This window comes from Paenibacillus sp. EKM10P (assembly GCF_011800655.1).
Classification (GTDB): domain Bacteria; phylum Bacillota; class Bacilli; order Paenibacillales; family Paenibacillaceae; genus Paenibacillus; species Paenibacillus polymyxa.
Genome location: NZ_JAALET010000003.1, coordinates 362,735 through 382,347 on the forward strand (window position 1 = coordinate 362,735; position 19,613 = coordinate 382,347).

Genomic DNA, 19,613 nt, shown 5'->3' on the forward strand with positions numbered 1-19,613 from the left:
CAGGAGCAACCCCGCGACTCTTCGGAAGATATAGCAATCCGTTGGAGTTAAGGTAGGCGTCTTCTCGCGATGTTTACAACCGTATGATTAAAATTGGACAGACTTCTCCCGTTGTATGGAAAAGCATGAACAATGCCAGCCATAGCAATCGGCAGCTGGCTAATACGGTTGTTCAGAATCTCGTGATTCACCTACCTCACCCCCTTCTTCATAATTGGAAGTAGTATAACATGTTTTCTCGTTTTATAAAAGAGGACAATGACCTCCCACCTAAGAAACAGAGTGGTGTCCTCTGACTGTCTGCGATGTCCCCGCTCTTGTAATGGAAAATACGCCGCAGATAAAGGCAACAATCACAAATGCCCCGCCTACCCAAGCGTTTGTGGCAACAGACTCGCTATTCTCAATCACTACCCCTCCCAAGGCAGAACCGAGAGCGATCCCGACCTGGAGTGCGGAGAAATTAAAGCTTTGCTGAATACTACCCGATTCGGGTGCATTTTCAATAAGATAACTTTGCATCGGGGGCGACAAGGCCCAACTCAGAATCCCCCAGATGATCAGAAGCGGCGCAAACATATACACCGAGTGAATCGAGAACGGCAGCAGGAACATCACGGCAATAAACACACCCACGACGATGAGAATGCTTTTCGCTGTGCCGAATCGGTCTGCCAAAGAGCCGCCAATAAAACCTCCACTCACTGCCGCCAGCCCAAAGACAAAATAGGCTACACTCACCCACGAGGCGTTCAAGCCCATCAGGTTTTCCAAAAACGGTGTGAAATAAGCATACAACGTGTAGTGTCCCGCCAGTGTCAGCGTTGTTACCAGATGGGCGCTGATTACTTTAACATTTTTCAAGGACTTCAACTGCTCACGCATAGGCAAAACATGCTCTGTTGGAATCCGCTCCATAAACAAGTGCATAATGATCATAGAAACTACGGTCAACAAGGCAATGATCAGAAATAGCACCCGCCAGCCAAATGCATTTCCAATCAGCACCCCGGCTGGGATGCCTAGCACAATGGAGGAACTGACCCCCATGGAGATTACACCGAGAACGCGGGCCTGATAAGCTTTGGACACCACTTTAACCGCAATGGTTAGTGACAATGTCACGATCAATGATCCACTGGCAGCAGTAATGATACGAGATATAAACAACACAGCATAGTTCGGACTCCAGAAAGCCAGCAGACTTCCCAGAATAAAGATAAACATCGACCACAAATACAGTCGCTTTCGTTCGATTTTGGCGGTCAACGCCAACAAAGTCGGCCCGGCAATAGCGTACACGAGCGCATAGATCATGATGAGCTGTCCTGCCGTGCTTACAGAGACGTTCAAATCCTGTGCAATCTGGGGCAGCACGCCACCGATAATCAACTCCACCAGACCTACCGTAAAGGTCGCAATGGTTAAAATAACTACTTTGAAGTTCATTACATTAGCTCCTTTGCTGTCATGTAAATCCCTCGCATCACGCAAAAAAATCCTGACCACAAGAAATGTACAAGACGTACACTTTTTGTAATCAGGATTTATCGGTTCCTGGTAGAGACCCTCAAACCATATTATTGAGGTTATACAAATGGGGCATTCATTTATTACGCTTCACGAAGGTTATAGCTATTACTATAAAGGAGCCTCTGGTTAAGTTCAACCCCTACAGCCGCAAAAATTCGCTCATGGCACGATCTGACAGATAGGGTAAATACTCATGACCGTATTCGTGATACACAAGCAATTCCTTGTCCGATACGATTTTATTGTACACCGCAAACTGTGTGGAAGGTGGGCAAATCACATCCGATAGCCCTGTCACGAATAGCACCCGTCCTCGAATACGGTCTGCTAAATGTTGAATGTCGATGTAGCCTAAGCGGTGAAACACTTCGCTCTCACGTACATGATTGGGATCAAACCAGCGAAAATAATAAACCAGTTCCTCATAGGCCGATGTCGTTGCATCCAGCGCCCAAGCTCTTTTATAGTCCGACAGGAACGGATATACCGGTACCGCCACACGGACACGCGGCTCCAATGCAGCGCAAGCAACCGTTAGTGCCCCGCCTTGGGAGCAGCCAAATGCACCGATCCGTTCAGGGTCAACCTGCTCCATAGACATTAGAATGCGCACCGTCTGCACCGTATCCAAAAATACGTTGCGGTAGTACAACCGATCCGGGTCCGGGTCGTCAATTCCGCGGATAATATGACCTCGAACCGTCGTTCCCTGAACCTGCAAATTGTCCTCAGACAGCCCGCCTTGCCCTCGGCAGTCCATGGCCAGCACAGTGAATCCGTGTGCCGCATAGCTCACCTTGTCGAACCAGTCGCCACTGTCGCAGGAATACCCATGAAACATAGCCAAGGCTGGACCTTGTTCCGTAAGATGCTTGGGACGAGCCAGCTTCCCATGAACCCTCGCTCCGCCCACTCCAGTAAAATACAGATGGTAACACTCCACCAGCGGAGAGACAAATTCGGCAGGCTCAAGTGTATATTCCAGTGGCTGTCGTTCCAGCTCCTGTAGCGCCCGTTCCCAGTACATATCAAAATCCTGCGGCTTTGGATTACTTCCCATGTATGACTGTAGCTGCTGTAAAGACATATCCTCCGGCATGTAAAATTCCTCCTACATCCGGCCTGACTCACGATCATCTGCGACTACTTCATCCGTCGCGATGACATACTTCATAATGTCAGATACTGTCGTGTATGCGATACCTACATACGTATCAGCGGCTCCATAATAAATCGCAATTCTTCCGGTGTCTGCATCATGCAGTGTAGCACACGGGAACACCACATTTGGCACAAAGCCACGCTCTTCATACCATTCCTCTGGGGTCAACACGAAGTTGGAGGAACGATATTTAACTTTGGACGGATCATCCAGATCAAGAACGGCAACGCCCATGCTGTATACCAGTCCATTGCATGTACCTGTCACCCCGTGATAGAACATCAACCAGCCCTCTGTCGTCTCAATCGGTGCTGGTCCGCCACCAATCTTCACCGATTGCCACCAGCCCTGACCACCCTTGCTCATTACATGACGGTGCTTGCCCCAATATACCAAATCAGGACTTTCGCTCAGGAAAATATCACCAAACGGCGTATGACCACTGTCGCTCGGACGGGATAGCAACATAAAGTTTCCATTTAGCTTACGAGGGAACAGCACTCCATTGCGATTAAACGGCAAGAACGGATTTTCCAAGCGCACAAAGCTTTTGAAATCCTTCGTTTGTGCAATTCCCAGCGCTGCACCATAGAAATCTGTACACCAGATGATATAATACGTGTCTTCCACTCGAACCAGACGCGGATCGTAAGCATAATTAGGCTGATATTCATTTCCTTCCTCATCGACCATATGCAGACGCTCTGTCTCAATGTCCCAAGCCAACCCGTCGTCACTCCAGCCGAGATGCAAATGCGGGCGTCCATTAATCGTTTCAGCACGGAATATCCCTACAAACCGTCCTTCATACGGAGCTACGGCACTGTTGAAAATACGGGCAATGCCAGGCACCGGATTTCGTCCAATGACCGGATTCTCAGTATGCCTCCATACTGGAGCCTCACTGCCTTCCGGCTTATCCTGCCAAGGCATTTTCGACAAGCTGTCTCCTACAATTCGTACGTTACCTACATCCAAATCTACATTCAATTTACTCATACTTAACTCTCCTCTCACCTAGACACTTCATTTTATTTTTTTCTATTTCACTGAACCCTGTGCAAATCCGTTATAGATATATTTTTGTAATGATAAAAATGCAACCAGCGTCGGAATAATCGCAATGATGATGCCTGCGCTAATGACTTCCCATTGCGAACCGTATGGCCCTTTAAACTTAAACAGTGCCGTCGATATCACCTGAAGGCTTGTTTTGGGCATATACAGGAACGGAGTGTAAAAATCGTTGTAAATATTAACACCCTTGATGATGATTACCGTCACAATGGCAGGCTTCAGCAGCGGCAAAATAATGCGCCAGTAGATGGTCAGATAGGAGGCCCCATCCAGCATGGCAGACTCATCCAGCGCCACCGCGATGGAATCCAGAAACTGAAGGAAAATATACACCGCGATAATATCGGTTCCTAAATACAGTAAAATGGCTGCCCAAGGTGTGTTAAACAGTTCCAGCTTGTTAATAATCTGGAATGTCGATACCTGTGTCGTCACCCCCGGAATGAGCGTGGCGAGTAAGAACGCACCCAGCATGAGACTTTTACCTTTAAATTTAAAGCGATTCAAAATATACGCGATCATGGAACCGGTCAACGTAGCCCCGATGATGGAAATCAGCAAAATAAAGGCTGTGTTCAAAAATCCGGTTAGCATATTTCCATCCACAAAGGCCTTGGCGTAGTTCGCCCAGTTCAGCCAGTTCACCGGGGGAGTCAGAGGACTGGTTGCCGCATATTCAGCCTTTGTCTTCAAAGATGCAAACAAAATCACAACAATTGGCAGTAGAGCAATGAACGCACCTAGCAATAGCGCACCATACTTGATGGTGTTTGCCAGTAATCTTTTTAGCTTATACATGATTAGTCCTCCTCCCCCCGAATCAGCAACCGCTGAAGCAGCGTAACAGCAATTACAATCAGCAGCAAAACAACCGCCATCGCTGAGGCTAAACCAACCTTGCTGTATTTGAATGCGACATCAATCGTTTGAATGACGAACGTCTTACTGCCGTTGGAGCCACCAGTCATAATGTAAGGAATATCGAAGGCACTGATCGCGCCACTAATCGCCAAGATCAGATTTAGCTGCAAAATTCGCTTAATGGTCGGCAAAATGATAGAGCGGAACTGATGCCAGCGGTTGGCTCCGTCGATATCGGCTGCTTCGTACAGATCACTGGATATGGAAGAAATCGCACCTAGAAACACAATAAAGTTAAAGCCCATGTATCTCCAGATCGACGTACCAGCCAGCGAAATATTAATAATCTCCGGGTTGCCCAGCCACAGCTTGACATACGAACCCAGCCCCACTGCCTGAAGCAGAGTATCGAGGGTACCGTCCGGTTTAAAAAAGAATAGAAAAATAAAACCAATCGCCACCCCGTTCATCAGGGAAGGAAAGAACAAAATGCCTTTAAAGAAATTTTTAAACCAGGTTTGAAAGCTGAGAATGGTTGCAAAATAAAGGGCCAAACTCATCTGTACAAACGTGGCTACAAAGTAATACAGACTGACCTTAAACACCGAGAAATACTCGGGGTCGGTAAAGATTTTGATATAGTTTTCAAAGCCCACATATTCCAGACGCTTACTATAGCCGTTCCAGTCCGAAAAGCTGTATTTAAACATATTGATCACCGGCAAGTATGCAAAAGTGACCAGCAGCGCCAGCGGAATAAATGAAAAGGCAACAATAATCGCTAATCTTTGTTTGGAGTAGCTGAGATTCGAAAATTTAAACATGCTGCACCTCCTGGCTATCCGTCCATCAACTGCCACGTCAATCTCTTCTTATGGTCAGTTCAGATGGCTATTTTGCTTCCTTGGCTGCCACTTCAGCACGCGCCTTCACCCATGCATCGTTCAGATCCTTCATAATGGTGTCATACGATTCCGGGCGGTTACCCACCGCTGCCTCAATAATTCGTTTCTTGAAATCAGGTTGCCACAAGCCGATTTCTCCCATTTTGTCGATTTTATCGACAATTCCTTCCTGCCCCTTCGGTGACGGAGTGAGCGCTTCAAAAACAACTCCCTCATTCTCATACTGCTTCAAAATGGCAGGCATTGCGGCACCCTTCAGCGGACTTATGCTACCTGCCTGCTCTACAGCATAGTTGGACTTTTCGGTAAACCAATCCACCCAGGCACGGGCCGCCTCTTTATTTTCACTGTTTACGTTAATACCGAGGTTAAAGTCACCTGCCAACGGTACAAGTACCTTGGAGGCATTCGTCGGGAAAGGCATAAAACCGATATCATCCTTATTAGAAGCTACGCTTTTGATCTGATCAATCGCCCAAGAGCCAAGCACCATCGTACCGATTTTACCTTGTGCAAGATCCGCCTTGGAGGTCTCCCAATCCGTAGTCGTTGGATCTTTTTCAATCAGACCATTTTTAGCCGCATCGTACAGAACCTTGTACAGCTCATAGTGAGGCTGACCCTTCGTGAAATTATCATCTGTAGTCGGTTGTGTAACATTCACGTATTCCTTCGTACCTGCCACTGTTGCCAGACTGGACTCCCACTGAGTCAGTGCCCAGCCAGAGGCATAGTTCGTAAACAGCGGTACCGCCTTGGTTTTGTCCTTAATTTGCTGTAACGCTTTCAGGAATTGATCTGGTGTTTTCGGGATTTCTGTGATTCCTGCTTCCTTGAACACTTTTTTATTATAAATCACGCCAGAGTAAACCATCGCAATCGGAATACCGTAGCTGTTACCATCCACTGTACGTTCTTCAATGCCGGTATACTTGTTTTTCATCTCGTCATAAGTACCTAGTGGCTCAAAAAAATTAGGAAGCTCCTCAATCGGAATGCTGCCAGGAATCAGCAACACATCTCCGTAATCCCGGGTTCCCATCCGAATTTTAATTTGACCATCATAATCGGCCAATGCCTGAAAATTGACCTTCACGTTCGGATAAATTTTGTTAAATTCCTTGGCGTAATCCTGAAATACGGTATCCACAATATCTGTCCGCTGTGTGATCACCGTAATTTCCCCTTCCGGTCCCTTCGGATCAGAGCTGGTAGCTGGCGCATCCTTCTTTGAGGTACAGCCAGTAAACAGTCCCGCTAACAAAAGCACGGATAGTAATGACATTAAAACCTTGGACAACTTCATGAGACGACCCCTCCTGTTGTTTTGAATAAGGTTATCGTTAAACTAACAAAATCATTTTATTATGTTAGCGCTTACCGTGTCAATTACAATATTTTTTTTGTAATAACAACACCCGAATGTTATGCAGAAACACAAATTAAGTATAGTTGACAGTTTATAAATACATAGATAAGATACCTTTTGTAAGGTTAACGATAAGCTAATAATTCATTTTCCGAAGGAGGCTTTGTCTCTTGGAAACACTAGTACACGAAATTAGACAGGAATGGAAGGAACATATACTCCCATTCTGGCTAGGCTTGAAAGATGAAACGCATGGCGGATTTTATGGCGAGGTAGACGCGGATCTGCACATCCATAAACAAGCGGACAAAGGTGGCATTGCCACTGCGCGGCTACTCTGGTCTTTCTCAGCAGCAGCCCGTGTAACAGGGGAACGCGTCTATGCAGACGCGGCACGACATGCCTTTACGTTTCTGCAAAATCATCTGCTCGACCCGTTACATGGAGGAATGTACTGGATGGTGGACTACACCGGGCAACCTGTGGATACGTGTAAACATGTATACGCGCAGGCATTTGCCATCTATGCGTTGGCAGAATATGCACGAGCTACGGATGACCCGAATGCATTACCTCTGGCAATGGAGCTGTTTCACCTCGTAGAGCAAAAAGGATATGATCCTGCTCTACAGGCATACGGTGAACAATATGATCGTTCGTGGAACGAGCAGCCTAATGAGCTACTCAGCGAAAATGGAGTTACCGCGCATATTACCATGAATACGCATATTCATGTTTTGGAAGCGTATACCCAATTGCTACGTGCCTACCCAAACGAAGAGGTTCGGGATGCACTGAAGAACGTGCTGGACATTTTATACCATCGTGTTTACGATGCTTCCGCCCGGCGCTTGGGAGTGTTCTTCGATCGCGAATGGCGCTCACTGATCGATCTGACCTCATATGGTCACGACATCGAAGCCAGCTGGTTGATGGAGGACGCAATGAATGTACTGGGTTATCATCCATCCGAGTATGTGAACATGGTGTTGGATATTGCCGGCGCGGTAGCTGAGCGGGCTATTCAGCCAGACGGATCGCTCATCAACGAGCGGGAGGGAGAGCGGGTAGACACTTCACGTATCTGGTGGGTACAGGCCGAAGCAATGGTTGGTTTTTACAATGCGTTTCAGCGGACACAGGATGAACGATTTTTGCACATTGTGCGAAATCTATGGACCTATACCCGGCAATATATCATCGATCCGCGCGCCGGAGGCGAATGGTTCTGGTCAGTTCAAGCCGATGGTAAGCCTGATGCGAGAGAGATTGCAGGTCCTTGGAAGTGCCCATATCATAACAGCCGATTTTGCATTGAAATGCTGGAAAGGATGGAAAAACAATGATTCATAGCAAATACAATGAGCTGCTGTTGCAGCAAGAAGAACTGATTACGCGCCCCAATGAGGTTAAAACCTCCTTTTACAATGGTATCTATGAACGCTACCTCTATCCGGTGCTCACACGCCATCATGTTCCCATTCACTGGCGGTTTGATCTGGATGCACAAACCAATCCCTTTTTCATGGAACGACTGGGTGTCAATGCAGCATTGAATCCTGGAGCGATCTATCATGAAGGAAAATACATTCTTGTTTCGCGCACCGAGGGACTGGACCGAAAGTCATTTTTTGCCTTAGCAGAGAGCGATAACGGCATTGATCAGTTTCGATTCGTTGACGCTCCCTTAGTATGGGATGATATCGACCCGGAAGAAACCAATATGTACGATATGCGGCTGGTGAAGCATGAGGACGGCTGGATTTACGGTATTTATTGCTCGGAGAAAAAGGACCCTGACGCGCCAGCCCACGATACCTCCAGCGCTGTCGCTCAGGCTGGACTGGTCCGCACTCGTGATCTCCGCACATGGACCCGGCTTCCCAACATCACTACCCAGTCTCCGCAGCAACGCAACGTTGTCCTGCACCCCGAATTTGTGGACGGTCAATATGCCTTCTATACTCGTCCCCAAGATGGGTTTATTTCCACCGGTTCAGGCGGAGGCATCGCGTTCGGTCTCTGCAAAGATATTACACAGCCCGTGATTGAACATGAGACTGTCATTGACGAGCGCTACTATCATACGGTATACGAAGTCAAGAACGGGCAAGGTCCTGCTCCGATCAAAACGAGTCGCGGCTGGATTCATATCGCTCACGGGGTACGCAATACAGCCGCCGGGCTGCGATATGTGCTGTATACCTTTGCCACCAGTCTGGAAGACCCTACGCGCGTCATTGCCAAGCCTGGCGGGCATTTTCTGGCTCCTTATGATGAGGAACGCGTGGGTGATGTTTCGAATGTTATTTTCTGCAATGGGGCAGTCGTTAATGAACGAGATGAAGTCTTCATATACTACGCGTCCAGTGATACCCGTATCCACGTAGCGACGACCACCATTGCCCGTCTAGAAGACTACACCTTCAATACACCGTCCGACCCATTGCGTTCTCTCGGCAGCGCCGCTATCCGCCGTGAGCTGATCCATCGCAATGAAGCGCTATTGCAAGCAAGCAACCGTCCTTCCCAGCGGATCTAAGCCGTAAGCTTTATCATGCTTGCGGAACCATGTATACTATCCATAGAACAATTGTTACCCGCAGGCTAATCGTTGTTCTATGGGCAGCTATGCTGCCAATCCTTGTATCTTTACAGAGCAGCTGCACCGCTAAGCTAATTGAATTTCTACAAGCGGATAAGCTATTCATATTCACCCCAGCATTTTGCAACCGTTATCTGGATGTAGGCAAAATGCTTATCTTTTTACAATTGGAAGGCGGAACAGGAATGAAGAGCAACGTAACGATGCGGGATATTGCAGATAAGCTGGGAATAAGCAGCGTGACCGTGTCGAAGGCGCTCAATGACAAGGATGGGGTTAGCGAGGAACTCAAAGAACGTATTAAAACACTCGCGGGCGAAATGGGTTATCGTTTTAATACCGTTGCCAAGTCCATGAAAGAGGGGCTCACCTATAACATTGGTGTTGTCATCCCTGAACGTTTTACTGGTCCTGGCCAATCGTTTTATTTGCATATTTACCAGCAAATTTCACGGGCACTGGAGCCATACGGCTACTACGGTATCCTTCACATCCTCCATCGCGAGGACGAAGAGCAGCTTAATCTGCCACGTATCTATTACGACCGTAAGGTGGACGGCTTCATTCTTCTGGGCCAAGTGAGCAAGCCATATATTGAGCTGGTACAAACCATGGACCAACCTAAAATGTTTCTCGACTTTTATGATGAGCATGCCGATATCGACTCTGTGGTGACGGATAATTTTTACGGAGCCTACGAGCTAACCAATTATTTGATCGCCCAGGGACACCGGGATATTGCTTATGTGGGAAATATCTATTCCACCAGCAGTATTCAGGATCGTTTCCTCGGCTACTATAAATCCTTGCTGGAGCACAGGTTGCCCCTCCGTAACGAGTGGGTACTCAGCGACCGGGACGACGAAGGGTCCTATGTTGAAATGGATCTGCCTCAGCCACTACCGACCGCCTTTGTATGCAACTGCGATCAGGTCGCTCACAATCTGGTGCACCAGCTGATTGGTCTGGGATACCGCGTACCCGAGGACTGCTCTGTGGTCGGCTTTGATAACGATGTATACGCCACGCTTATTGTTCCGCAACTGACCACGGTCGGAGTAGACATTGAGCAAATGGCACGTACGGCGGTGGATTCAATAATGAAAAAAATAAGCCATCCAGGCAGTCGTTTTGGTCGAGTCCTTGTACAGGGTCATATTGTATATCGTGATTCCGTGCAGTCCCTTGAGAGGTGATCCGTGAATATCCTACAACCAAAAGCCGCTCAGCATGTCGCTGGAGCGGCCTTTGACGTTTATAAACTTTGCAGCGTAATCATGGGCTTACCCCTCAATTAAGAGCGCTGGGCGACAAAGGAATTGCCCGTCCGATTGAGAATCGGTAGCATTCGCATTTCCTGTCCCATCGTGGCTTGGCAAAGTGGACAAGCCGGCTCGCTCAAAAAGGTAAAATCCGTTCTCATCCATCCGTTGCAACCCTCGTTGGTACACGACCAAATAGCCGTATTTTCCTCTGGAATGATTTCCGGGGCCTGGCGTCTGTACATCTATATCCCCCCTTGGTTGTTATAGGGGAACATCCCCTGTCGGCATACTGTTAATTCCGTCCTGTGCGGGTATTAATATGCTCCAACCTACGGAAAATATGCGTATTTTACCAAAATTCTTATTTGCGGATAGCCTTGGTCCAGAAACCACCATGAAATTGCTTTGGCTCCACCGTAATGACGAAAGCCTTGGGATCCAGCTCCAGGATAGACTGATACAGCTTATTCTGGTTTTTCCGCTTAGCCAAAATTTCCATTACGAGGCGTTCTCCATCACGTCCACTGCCCAGCCAGGCTGTAACGCCATACCCTTTGTCTCGCAGCGCATTGGCAATTCCTCCATTGATCTCATTGCTGATCACCTTCACGGTGACATAACCGAGCGCTATTTTTTCCTCAATCCACGCTCCAATAAGAATCCCCACTGCGTAGCCTATAGCGTATACCGCAAGACTTGCCACTTGATCCAGATACTTAAGCACGACATTCAAGCCCAACACATAAACTGTAACTTCCACGGTGCTGATGAGTGCAGCAATGTACTTCTGTCCTTTCAGCGTCAAAATCATGCGCAGTGTGTACGCCGATACATAAATAAGTTGAATAACGAGAATAAACAATAAAATTTTGAGCATACGCTCACCCCTTATTTCACGATCTAGTTGACCCCGTCCCCAACATTATGCCCCTGTCTGTGATCTACAGCCTCACGTTTCGTATTACCCTCGCTCGGGTAATGACTAACTACAGCATGCTGAATGAAAGTTTGATTATATGAGGAGGGCTATACCATGAAGGATAACGGAATTAGCGATAAAATCAAAGGTAATGTAAATAAAGCTAAAGGTGAAATCAAGGACCAAATCGGGAACGCCACGGATAATAAGTCCCTTCAAGCTGAGGGTAAATTGGATAAAGCCAAAGGTCACCTTCAGGAAACAGCAGGCAAACTGAAGGACCACAAATAGTCCAACTTTTGATACCCTAACGCACTGTACTCCAAACAAGTCTTGCTGTCTTGTACAGCGGACTTGTTTTATTTTGTTCGGTTACTTTTGGAAAATTATTTACGCAAACAGGGCAACTTTTACAGTCGCTTTTGCGTCTAACTAATATAAGCACAACCAATAACAACCCTTCCAACCTGTTGGATTTTGTATGTATTAATGTTACTCTAGTCTATGTATCAAGCTATAATTCTTAAATAAAGGGGTAGACCAACGAATGAAATCATTGAAGTCCATGAAGAAACCTGTCATCATCACTGCCGTGTCGGCCTTGGCCATCTCCGGGGCTCTGTTCAGCCAATCTACATATGCTGCACAAGTAACTAAGCCGATCCAAGCAGTATATAACAATATTAAAATTATCTATAACGGAACCGAGGTTGCCTCGGATGCTAAAACAGAACCATTTCTGCTGGATGGCGTGACGTATATCCCGCTGAAGCTGGCAGGTACAGCTTTGGATAAAAAAGTAACATGGGATGGCACAAACAAACGCGTAGTCATTGCTGATAACGGCGTTCCTATTGATCAGTCTACGGTTACAGCACTGAACAACCAGATTACGACGCTGACTCAAGAACTGAACACAGCAAAAGCAGCGAACACAACGAAAGATGCTACCATTGCTCAACTGCAAAAAGACAATCAGACGCTGAAAGATGATGCGAGCAAAAATAGCTCAAGCACCTTAAAAGATCTTCAGAAGCAACTGAACAAGGATTACAGTGATTCATATAGCACGAACTCGGATATCACGCTGGATGGTAACAAAAGCGATATTACAGTAACCATCGAAATGACAAAATCCAGATGGGATGATCTATCCGATAGCAGAAAGGAAAGCTACCTGGAAGACATCGTAGATGATATTTTGAAAGAGTATAAAGATGCCGATATTGAAGGCACAGTGAAAAACTCCAGTAATAGAGATAAACTGGCGACCTTTACAACGAACAGCAAAGGCGATGTAACGATTAAAAAAGTAGCTTCTTCTCTGGATTCAAGTACGATCCAACGTAACTTGTCCGATAGATATGGCACCTATAATGGAGTCGGCTTTGATTTCACCGTACGAGGCGACAGCAGTGAAGCTATCGTCGAGGTTTATGTAAATTCGGATGACTGGAATAAACTTTCGAACAATCAAAAAAACAACCTGACAGATGGCGTTAGTGATTATCTTAAAGATAGACAGTCTGTATCCAAAGTCGTTGGATATGTACGTAATAAAGGCAACAGCAGCCAAATCACTACCTTCTAAAAATTAATCTTTCAAAAAAAGCGACAAAGGCTATATAGCCTTTGTCGCTTTTTTATAATGCACAACCACCATGAATTCAATTATTGAATCAGCCTGCCTACGGAAGTAATGTATTTTATGTAATCACTATCCGCATTAGTTGTACCGATATTTTTTGTATATACCAAATGACCTGCCCTGGTTATTTTGACTTTGTGAAATGAACCGGGTTTAGAATAAGGATCTACACTATAAGTCCCTTTGCTATACACAATCATAGGATTAAAGTCAATTTGTTTGAAAGCAGGCGATAAGTCGCTCTTATACGTGGCATAAATATTTAATATACCCTGCTTTTGATCCCAGTCAAAGGAAGTAAGATCAAACGCATTCGCATCAATGACTTTGGCTAAATCTTGTCCCATAAATTTCATAAGAACTGGACTTTCCGTAAAGCTATCATGTCTTAGCTTCAATAAACCACGCCTCGAATCCCACTCCATCTGCGCATCTGTATCTTTCAACAACATCGAAACTGGTAAAAACATCGCGTTGCTTTTCATGATGGGGACTGTGTCCATTGTCAACGGCTCACCGTTAACCGATATTTCGGGTGAACCGATCGTAGTCGTTACATTACGGCCTAGCAAATCAACAGAAGCCGTTTTGTTCGCTGCATTATAAGTTACTTTGCCGCCCAGTATATCTTCAGCCGCTTGGAGCGGTATAAGCAGTCTGCCCTTCGCATCCACAAAAGGTGAGGCAGGATAGGTGTATAAAATGTAATGATCATTTACCTTCAGGTGTATAGGGGTCTGAGCTTGGGCTGATGTCGAATTCGAGTGTACAGTAGCAATGCTAAATAAAATCACAAGGCATACGAGCAACCTGATTTTCATATAATACCCTCCTTTTTCATAAACAGCTCACAACAAACATAACTGTTTTATTCATATATAACGTACCTCCACAAATGCATACCGTCAACCATAATTTATAATATATACCTAATTATAGATTATGTCATCTTCCCTACAGCTATGTAATTCATAAATACATTAATTATATTTATAAATATAAAGGTATTTTAGCAATGAAAGCAGAATATATCACTGTATTCCACTTTAGAAAGGGGTAAATGTATACGATGAGAAGATTGCTTAAACGTAGAGCCAGGTCGAGCATTGCATTAACAATGACTTTATTATTGGCAATTGCAGCCGTACCATTAGGTACGCTGGACGTCGCAGCAGCGGAGCCGAACCAAAACAAGAAGCAGGATGTGCCGACCTTCTCTAATGTATCGGTTCACGATCCTTCGATTGTCAAAGACGGTGACACTTATTATGTGTTTGGGTCGCATATCGCCGCAGCGAAATCAAAAGATCTCACAAACTGGACTTCTTTTGCAAACGGTTACACTACGCCTGGGAATACCCTTTACGGGGATTTATCGAAGAATCTGGCCGGATCTTTCGCTTGGGCGGGTGAGAATGATGCGGACAGCAAAGGAGGATTCTCGGTATGGGCGCCCGATGTGTTTTGGAATGAGCATTATGTCAATAAGGATGGCACAAAAGGGGCCTACATGATTTATTATAGTGCCTCCTCCACCTATATACGCTCCGCGATCGGCATTGCCGTTGCCCCCAACATTGAGGGACCCTATCAATATGTGGATACCATTGTGAACACTGGTTTTACAAAGGAGACTGCATTCGATAAAAATAGCAAAGTAGATAAAAAGTGGACAAATACGCCGATTCCACAACTCATTAATGAAGGCAAGCTGAAGGGTCCCAGAGCAGGATGGTTTAATGCCGACGGTTCTTATGCGAATCGGGTGTTCCCGAATGCAATAGATGCAGCAGTCTTTTATGATACAGACGGGCGCTTATGGATGACGTATGGGTCATGGTCCGGAGGCATTTTTTTGCTGGAGCTGGATAAAGCAACTGGCAAACCGATCTATCCAGGCCAAGATGGAACGACGGAGGATGGCCGGTTGATTGATCGTTATTTTGGCACCAAGATTGCAGGTGGATACGGTGAGTCCGGGGAAGGTCCGTATATTGAATACAACTCAAAAACGGGTTACTACTATCTGTATGTAACCTATGGCGGACTTGCAGCTGACGGTGGATATAACATGAGATTATTCCGTTCCAAGAGTCCGACAGGACCTTATAAGGATGCCAAAGGGCAGAATGCTGTTCTGCCAGCAAACACCAAAAATGCAGCCTATGGCAACAAATTAATGGGTAACTTCTTGTTCGATAGCCAAATAGGCGATCCAGGTACAGGTGTGGGCTACGGCTATGTATCTCCTGGGCATAACTCGGTGTACACCGATCCTGCTACCGGACAAATGTTTGTTGTCTTTCATACCCGATTCCCTCAGCAGGGGGAGACTCACGAGCTGCGTGTACATCAAATGTTCATGAATCAGGATGACTGGCCTGTGGTAGCTCCTTACCGTTACGGTGGCGAGACGCTTACAAAGCTGGATGAGAAACAATTCATTGGCGATTATCAATATATTAACCATGGTAGTGATTCTTCGGCGACGATCAAAAATACGCAGTTCATTCAGCTGAAAGCAGATCACACTATTAAAGGCGATGTGCAAGGAACATGGCACAAGTCGGGGGATGCGAATATCCAACTAACACTGGATGGCACTGTGTTTGATGGAGTACTCCTGAGACAATGGGACCAGGTAACGAATCAATATATTTTGGCGTTTACAGTTCTATCGAATAAAGGCGAAATGGCCTGGGGCAGTAAGTTCCCTGATATGCCGGATACGACAGTCGTTGACAGTGTGTATCGTGAATTAGATCTTGGCGATACGAGCCGGGTGACGGCTAATCTGACGCTTCCGAAGGAAGGCAGTCGGCAATCCGCGATTACCTGGAAAACTTCAAACCCAAGCGTCATTTCTGATACTGGTGAAGTCAAGCGCCCCGGGATCGGTGAAAAGGCTGTATCCGCTACTTTGACGGCTTCCATCACCAAAGGAGACAGCAGTCGGGACAAAACTTTTAACATTACGGTAGCTCCTTATGAGAAGGCAACATTGACCGCTTCATACCCATTTGAAAATAACCTAAAGGATCAGAATGATGCTTTTGCCAATGGTAAGGTTATTGGTGACCGGATCGATCGTCAGGGAGGAAGTGTATCCTACGCTGAAGGCGTAAGGGGCCAAGCTGTAGTCCTTGATGGACAGTCAGGTATTGCTCTGCCTGAAGGACTCATATCTAGCTCAGCCTATTCTGTGTCACTGTGGGTGAAGCCCAGCGAGTTGACTGTGCATACACCAACTTTTTTTGGAGCTATGGATAGCAACCACTGGGTTAGCCTTCTGCCCAGAGGACCCGAGAAGGATAACACTATGGTCTGGTCCGGCAGCTCAACTTGGTATACTGGCAGTACGGGCCTGAAGATCAAAGCCAATGAATGGACACATCTGGCCTTCACTGTAGATCGTGGGGTATTAGAGGTGTATGTGAATGGCAAAATTCAATTTACCGGCTCAAAGTTCCCGGATGTCTTTACCTCTAAATCTGGAACATTCAGCCTAGGGGTCAATTGGTGGGACCCTGCGTTCAAAGGATCTATAGATGAGCTGAGTATATTTGAAGGCGCGCTCCCTCCTGCACAGGTGGAAGAGTTAACCATGATGAAGTGAATTAAGACTATTTGTGAAATGTGTAAGCATTGCTAGTGTCGAAGAATGAAAAAAAGAGAGCGCTGAACAGCGCTCTCTTTTAATAAACCATATCAATATTAATAGGCCAATGCAAAAAGTCCTTTGATGTGGGACAAGTAACGGATGTTACTGCCTTCCTTCATCAAGGTGGCTACAGCGCCTTTCAGTTGGGTGCCATTCGCACCTACAGTACCGATCGCGTCTGTTCTGCCCAAGCTGCCCAGTGTACCGGAGAACACTGGCGTAAAGCGTTCCATTTTCGCTCCGTTGAAATAAGCGAAGATGTTGTAACCAACTAATTCACCCATTTGCCAAGCCAACTGTGCAGTTGGAGGGTACGGACGCTCGCCTTCACCTGGGAACACTACTGCGCTGTCGCCAGCGAGGAAGATGTCTTCGTGGGAAGTCGATTGCAGTGCGCCATTCACAGTTGCGCGACCGCGGTTTACTTCAATACCAGATGCGCCAACCAGTGCATTACCTTGTACGCCGCCTGTCCAGATCAGTGTGTTCGTTTTGATCGAACGTCCGTCTTTCAAGAGAACTTCGTCAGCTTTCATTTCTGTAATCGGAACACCCGCTACGATTTGAACGCCACGTTTTTCAAGACTTGTTACTGCACGATCAACCAATGGTTGAGGGAAGCCTGCCAAAATAGATGGTCCAGCTTCTACGCAATACAAGTTGATATCTTCGTAGTTGATGCCTTTTTCACGGCAAACTGCAGGCAGTTTGTCAGCATATTCGCCCACCAGCTCAACGCCAGTCAGACCGCCGCCACCGATAACAATGGTAGCGTCCGCTTTGTTACCGGATTGCTTGTAAGCATCCAGACGAGCTTCCACATGTGCACGGATGCGATTAGCTTCTGCCACTGATTTCAGTGTGAAGCTATGCTCTTGCAGCCCCGGAATACCGAAGTATGCCGTTTCACTGCCCAGGGAAATAACGAGAGCGTCATAGCTCAACGTAGCACCACTGGCCAGAGTTACTTTCTTATCGTCCGGTTTGATTTCGGAAACAGTATCCACTTTCAGGATAATATCTTTGTTACGCAACAGTTTTTCCAAAGGAAGCGCCACAGCTTTTTCGGCAATCGTACCTGCCGCCAAACGGTGCAGTTCCGTAATAATTTGGTGCGACGCAAAGCGGTTTACCACTGTAATGGTTGCTTGGCTAGCGTCCATATGCTGGCGTGCTGTAAGAGCGGCCAGCAATCCGCCGTATCCGCCGCCCAAGATCAAAATTTGCTTCGACATGTCCATCCTCCGTTCTCGATCAGGTAATTATTTGCTTTCGCGTTGGCGCTCATTCAGAATATCCAGGAAAGCCTGGCTGAAACGCAGCGTTTTTTGTACATTAGGATCTTTAAGCATTTTGAGCAGGCCAAACAGACCTACACTGCCGTCCGTAGTTTGTACACGGTCATTTGCTTCAATTGCAGCAGAAGCCAATCCTTTAGCCGAATCTGTAACAGGCTTCACAAACTCTCCCATGGAGTTTTTCATATCTCCGATAAAGACAGGGTCAGTTGCCAGACTGCGGGCTACATCATAAGCATCGGTCATCAAAGTAACCATCTCAGTCAACTTTGGCAGATTCTCTACCAGTACGGTCAGCGATTGCTGAACCTCCGGTTTCATCAATTGGTCCAATACATCCCGAGACTCTTTGGTAGCTTCTTGTGTTACGGCCACCTCTTGTTGGTTTTCAGACATGCGTGAACGTCCTCCTTTACTGTGAAAATAGAAGTCCATTCCTTTCTCGTAACCTGCATCATAAACTCTAGCAATAAAACGTTCAAATGAATTCGCCCTTAAACATGCAAGAAGCACAGCTTAAACCGGCCTATACCCTAAAGGGCAAGACTGATGATCGCAGATGCCAATTGTATATTGCTTGGACGTTATTCTGTTGTTGTTACTGCTGCGGAATATCTCACGAAGCGCTCCCTCGTGACTACAACAGGCCGAAACGGAACCCTATACCTCTATATTACACCTTTCACAACCCAATCGTCGAAGAAATTTTAAATTTGCACAAATTTCTGCAAATTTTTTATTGTTATTTTAGATAAAAATTAGAATAAGCACGATTTTTGTCTAAGTTTACCTTAAAAAAAGGGGCATTTTATACTAGAGATGGGTAATAGAGAGGGTGAGTTTCTGTTTATTAATATGAAAACCAATACAAAACATATTCCTACGGAGGGTTGAACGATGGCTAAAACATTTGCAGATATGGTTCAAGAAGCGAGGCAGCACGTTCAGGGCATTACTTCACAGGAGGCCCGTCAGCGAATTGAATCCAATCCAGATACATTCGTTATCGACGTACAGGATTCTCATGATGCAGGTGCTTGCGGCCTAATTCGCGGTAGCGCCAATATTTCACTCGGTATGCTACCCATCCGCGCTGACCTGGACGTTCCACAAGATTTGCGTGATGAACGCTTACGTGACCGCAACCGCCCGATTATCACCACCTGTGGGGCAGGCGGACAAGCTGCATTGGCAGCTTATATACTGCAACAGATGGGCTTTACCAATGTGGCCTTTATTGAAGGCGGAACAACAGCCTGGAAGGAATCTGGCTTTGAAGTAGAACTGTATTAAGGAAATGTAGCCGCTTC

The 19,613-nt window shown here is 46.3% G+C and carries 19 protein-coding genes and 1 riboswitch; of the genes, 7 read left to right on the forward strand and 12 right to left on the reverse strand.

Annotated elements, in window-relative coordinates; translation table 11 throughout:
* Window positions 1-47 precede the first annotated feature (47 nt).
* From HFE01_RS11045 to HFE01_RS11075, 7 genes are all read right to left on the reverse strand, one after another.
* Entirely contained in the window at window positions 48-191 is a 144-nt protein-coding gene (locus HFE01_RS11045) for an RAxF-45 family protein (RefSeq protein ID WP_167437902.1), read from the reverse strand.
* A 79-nt stretch (window positions 192-270) separates the two neighbouring features.
* Window positions 271-1,449: an MFS transporter gene (locus HFE01_RS11050; RefSeq protein WP_167437903.1), complete on the reverse strand. Its 1,179-nt coding sequence runs from the start codon at window positions 1,447-1,449 to the stop codon at window positions 271-273.
* A gap of 68 nt (window positions 1,450-1,517) precedes the next feature.
* Window positions 1,518-1,617, reverse strand: a riboswitch (purine riboswitch).
* A 55-nt stretch (window positions 1,618-1,672) separates the two neighbouring features.
* On the reverse strand, window positions 1,673-2,632 hold the full coding sequence (locus HFE01_RS11055; protein WP_017426155.1) for an acetylxylan esterase: 960 nt from the start codon (window positions 2,630-2,632) through the stop codon (window positions 1,673-1,675).
* A gap of 12 nt (window positions 2,633-2,644) precedes the next feature.
* Window positions 2,645-3,694 carry a glycoside hydrolase family 130 protein gene (locus HFE01_RS11060; protein WP_167437904.1) on the reverse strand — a complete coding sequence of 350 codons (1,050 nt, stop codon included), beginning with the start codon at window positions 3,692-3,694 and terminating at the stop codon, window positions 2,645-2,647.
* 42 nt (window positions 3,695-3,736) lie between these two features.
* On the reverse strand, window positions 3,737-4,570 hold the full coding sequence (locus HFE01_RS11065) for a carbohydrate ABC transporter permease (protein ID WP_016822702.1): 834 nt from the start codon (window positions 4,568-4,570) through the stop codon (window positions 3,737-3,739).
* Window positions 4,571-4,572: 2 nt separating this feature from the next.
* On the reverse strand, window positions 4,573-5,457 hold the full coding sequence (locus HFE01_RS11070) for a carbohydrate ABC transporter permease (protein ID WP_102997456.1): 885 nt from the start codon (window positions 5,455-5,457) through the stop codon (window positions 4,573-4,575).
* Between the two features lie 67 nt (window positions 5,458-5,524).
* On the reverse strand, window positions 5,525-6,844 hold the full coding sequence (locus HFE01_RS11075) for an ABC transporter substrate-binding protein (protein WP_102997455.1): 1,320 nt from the start codon (window positions 6,842-6,844) through the stop codon (window positions 5,525-5,527).
* Window positions 6,845-7,077: 233 nt separating this feature from the next.
* On the opposite strand from HFE01_RS11075, the gene HFE01_RS11080 reads away from it, so the two are divergent.
* The 3 genes from HFE01_RS11080 (at window position 7,078) to HFE01_RS11090 (ending at window position 10,708) form a co-directional block, all read left to right on the forward strand.
* Window positions 7,078-8,253, forward strand: a complete 1,176-nt coding sequence (locus HFE01_RS11080) for an AGE family epimerase/isomerase (RefSeq protein ID WP_167437905.1) — start codon at window positions 7,078-7,080, stop codon at window positions 8,251-8,253.
* Window positions 8,250-9,449: a glycoside hydrolase family 130 protein gene (locus tag HFE01_RS11085; protein WP_167437906.1), complete on the forward strand. Its 1,200-nt coding sequence runs from the start codon at window positions 8,250-8,252 to the stop codon at window positions 9,447-9,449. The genes HFE01_RS11080 and HFE01_RS11085 overlap by 4 nt, the downstream gene beginning before the upstream one ends.
* A gap of 248 nt (window positions 9,450-9,697) precedes the next feature.
* Window positions 9,698-10,708, forward strand: a complete 1,011-nt coding sequence (locus HFE01_RS11090) for a substrate-binding domain-containing protein (RefSeq protein ID WP_025366123.1) — start codon at window positions 9,698-9,700, stop codon at window positions 10,706-10,708.
* 98 nt (window positions 10,709-10,806) lie between these two features.
* Here the strand turns inward: HFE01_RS11090 and HFE01_RS11095 are convergent, their stop codons facing one another.
* Both HFE01_RS11095 and HFE01_RS11100 read right to left on the reverse strand, forming a co-directional pair.
* On the reverse strand, window positions 10,807-11,019 hold the full coding sequence (locus HFE01_RS11095; RefSeq protein ID WP_016822696.1) for a cold-shock protein: 213 nt from the start codon (window positions 11,017-11,019) through the stop codon (window positions 10,807-10,809).
* A gap of 119 nt (window positions 11,020-11,138) precedes the next feature.
* Window positions 11,139-11,654, reverse strand: a complete 516-nt coding sequence (locus HFE01_RS11100) for a DUF2179 domain-containing protein (protein WP_013373641.1) — start codon at window positions 11,652-11,654, stop codon at window positions 11,139-11,141.
* Window positions 11,655-11,810: 156 nt separating this feature from the next.
* On the opposite strand from HFE01_RS11100, the gene HFE01_RS11105 reads away from it, so the two are divergent.
* Window positions 11,811-11,987: a CsbD family protein gene (locus HFE01_RS11105; RefSeq protein ID WP_013373642.1), complete on the forward strand. Its 177-nt coding sequence runs from the start codon at window positions 11,811-11,813 to the stop codon at window positions 11,985-11,987.
* Window positions 11,988-12,243: 256 nt separating this feature from the next.
* Window positions 12,244-13,287 (forward strand): stalk domain-containing protein, encoded by a 1,044-nt coding sequence (locus HFE01_RS11110; RefSeq protein WP_107733737.1) that lies wholly within the window; start codon window positions 12,244-12,246, stop codon window positions 13,285-13,287.
* A gap of 80 nt (window positions 13,288-13,367) precedes the next feature.
* Here the strand turns inward: HFE01_RS11110 and HFE01_RS11115 are convergent, their stop codons facing one another.
* Window positions 13,368-14,165: a copper amine oxidase N-terminal domain-containing protein gene (locus HFE01_RS11115; protein ID WP_107733736.1), complete on the reverse strand. Its 798-nt coding sequence runs from the start codon at window positions 14,163-14,165 to the stop codon at window positions 13,368-13,370.
* A gap of 248 nt (window positions 14,166-14,413) precedes the next feature.
* Here HFE01_RS11115 and HFE01_RS11120 point away from each other — a divergent pair, with 248 nt between their 5' ends.
* The gene (locus HFE01_RS11120; RefSeq protein ID WP_107733735.1) at window positions 14,414-16,960 is read left to right on the forward strand and encodes a LamG-like jellyroll fold domain-containing protein; all 2,547 of its coding nucleotides are present in this window, start codon (window positions 14,414-14,416) and stop codon (window positions 16,958-16,960) included.
* A 98-nt stretch (window positions 16,961-17,058) separates the two neighbouring features.
* Here HFE01_RS11120 and HFE01_RS11125 read toward each other — a convergent pair whose 3' ends face one another.
* Both HFE01_RS11125 and HFE01_RS11130 read right to left on the reverse strand, forming a co-directional pair.
* Window positions 17,059-18,240, reverse strand: coding sequence for an NAD(P)/FAD-dependent oxidoreductase (locus HFE01_RS11125; RefSeq protein ID WP_013373647.1), 1,182 nt, complete (start codon window positions 18,238-18,240; stop codon window positions 17,059-17,061).
* Between the two features lie 27 nt (window positions 18,241-18,267).
* Entirely contained in the window at window positions 18,268-18,699 is a 432-nt protein-coding gene (locus tag HFE01_RS11130; protein WP_017426146.1) for a DUF1641 domain-containing protein, read from the reverse strand.
* A 501-nt stretch (window positions 18,700-19,200) separates the two neighbouring features.
* Between HFE01_RS11130 and HFE01_RS11135 the strand changes: the two genes are divergently transcribed.
* Window positions 19,201-19,596, forward strand: a complete 396-nt coding sequence (locus HFE01_RS11135) for a rhodanese-like domain-containing protein (RefSeq protein WP_017426145.1) — start codon at window positions 19,201-19,203, stop codon at window positions 19,594-19,596.
* The last annotated feature ends 17 nt before the right edge of the window (window positions 19,597-19,613 follow it).

Coding starts and splice junctions, on each gene's coding strand:
- HFE01_RS11090 (WP_025366123.1), top strand. CDS start 9,698: ATGAAGAGCAACGTAACGATGCGGGATATTGCAGATAAGCTGGGAATA.
- HFE01_RS11110 (WP_107733737.1), top strand. CDS start 12,244: ATGAAATCATTGAAGTCCATGAAGAAACCTGTCATCATCACTGCCGTG.
- HFE01_RS11050 (WP_167437903.1), bottom strand. CDS start 1,449: ATGAACTTCAAAGTAGTTATTTTAACCATTGCGACCTTTACGGTAGGT.
- HFE01_RS11060 (WP_167437904.1), bottom strand. CDS start 3,694: ATGAGTAAATTGAATGTAGATTTGGATGTAGGTAACGTACGAATTGTA.
- HFE01_RS11120 (WP_107733735.1), top strand. CDS start 14,414: ATGAGAAGATTGCTTAAACGTAGAGCCAGGTCGAGCATTGCATTAACA.
- HFE01_RS11115 (WP_107733736.1), bottom strand. CDS start 14,165: ATGAAAATCAGGTTGCTCGTATGCCTTGTGATTTTATTTAGCATTGCT.
- HFE01_RS11065 (WP_016822702.1), bottom strand. CDS start 4,570: ATGTATAAGCTAAAAAGATTACTGGCAAACACCATCAAGTATGGTGCG.
- HFE01_RS11125 (WP_013373647.1), bottom strand. CDS start 18,240: ATGTCGAAGCAAATTTTGATCTTGGGCGGCGGATACGGCGGATTGCTG.
- HFE01_RS11085 (WP_167437906.1), top strand. CDS start 8,250: ATGATTCATAGCAAATACAATGAGCTGCTGTTGCAGCAAGAAGAACTG.
- HFE01_RS11105 (WP_013373642.1), top strand. CDS start 11,811: ATGAAGGATAACGGAATTAGCGATAAAATCAAAGGTAATGTAAATAAA.
- HFE01_RS11095 (WP_016822696.1), bottom strand. CDS start 11,019: ATGTACAGACGCCAGGCCCCGGAAATCATTCCAGAGGAAAATACGGCT.
- HFE01_RS11075 (WP_102997455.1), bottom strand. CDS start 6,844: ATGAAGTTGTCCAAGGTTTTAATGTCATTACTATCCGTGCTTTTGTTA.
- HFE01_RS11135 (WP_017426145.1), top strand. CDS start 19,201: ATGGCTAAAACATTTGCAGATATGGTTCAAGAAGCGAGGCAGCACGTT.
- HFE01_RS11100 (WP_013373641.1), bottom strand. CDS start 11,654: ATGCTCAAAATTTTATTGTTTATTCTCGTTATTCAACTTATTTATGTA.
- HFE01_RS11070 (WP_102997456.1), bottom strand. CDS start 5,457: ATGTTTAAATTTTCGAATCTCAGCTACTCCAAACAAAGATTAGCGATT.
- HFE01_RS11130 (WP_017426146.1), bottom strand. CDS start 18,699: ATGTCTGAAAACCAACAAGAGGTGGCCGTAACACAAGAAGCTACCAAA.
- HFE01_RS11055 (WP_017426155.1), bottom strand. CDS start 2,632: ATGCCGGAGGATATGTCTTTACAGCAGCTACAGTCATACATGGGAAGT.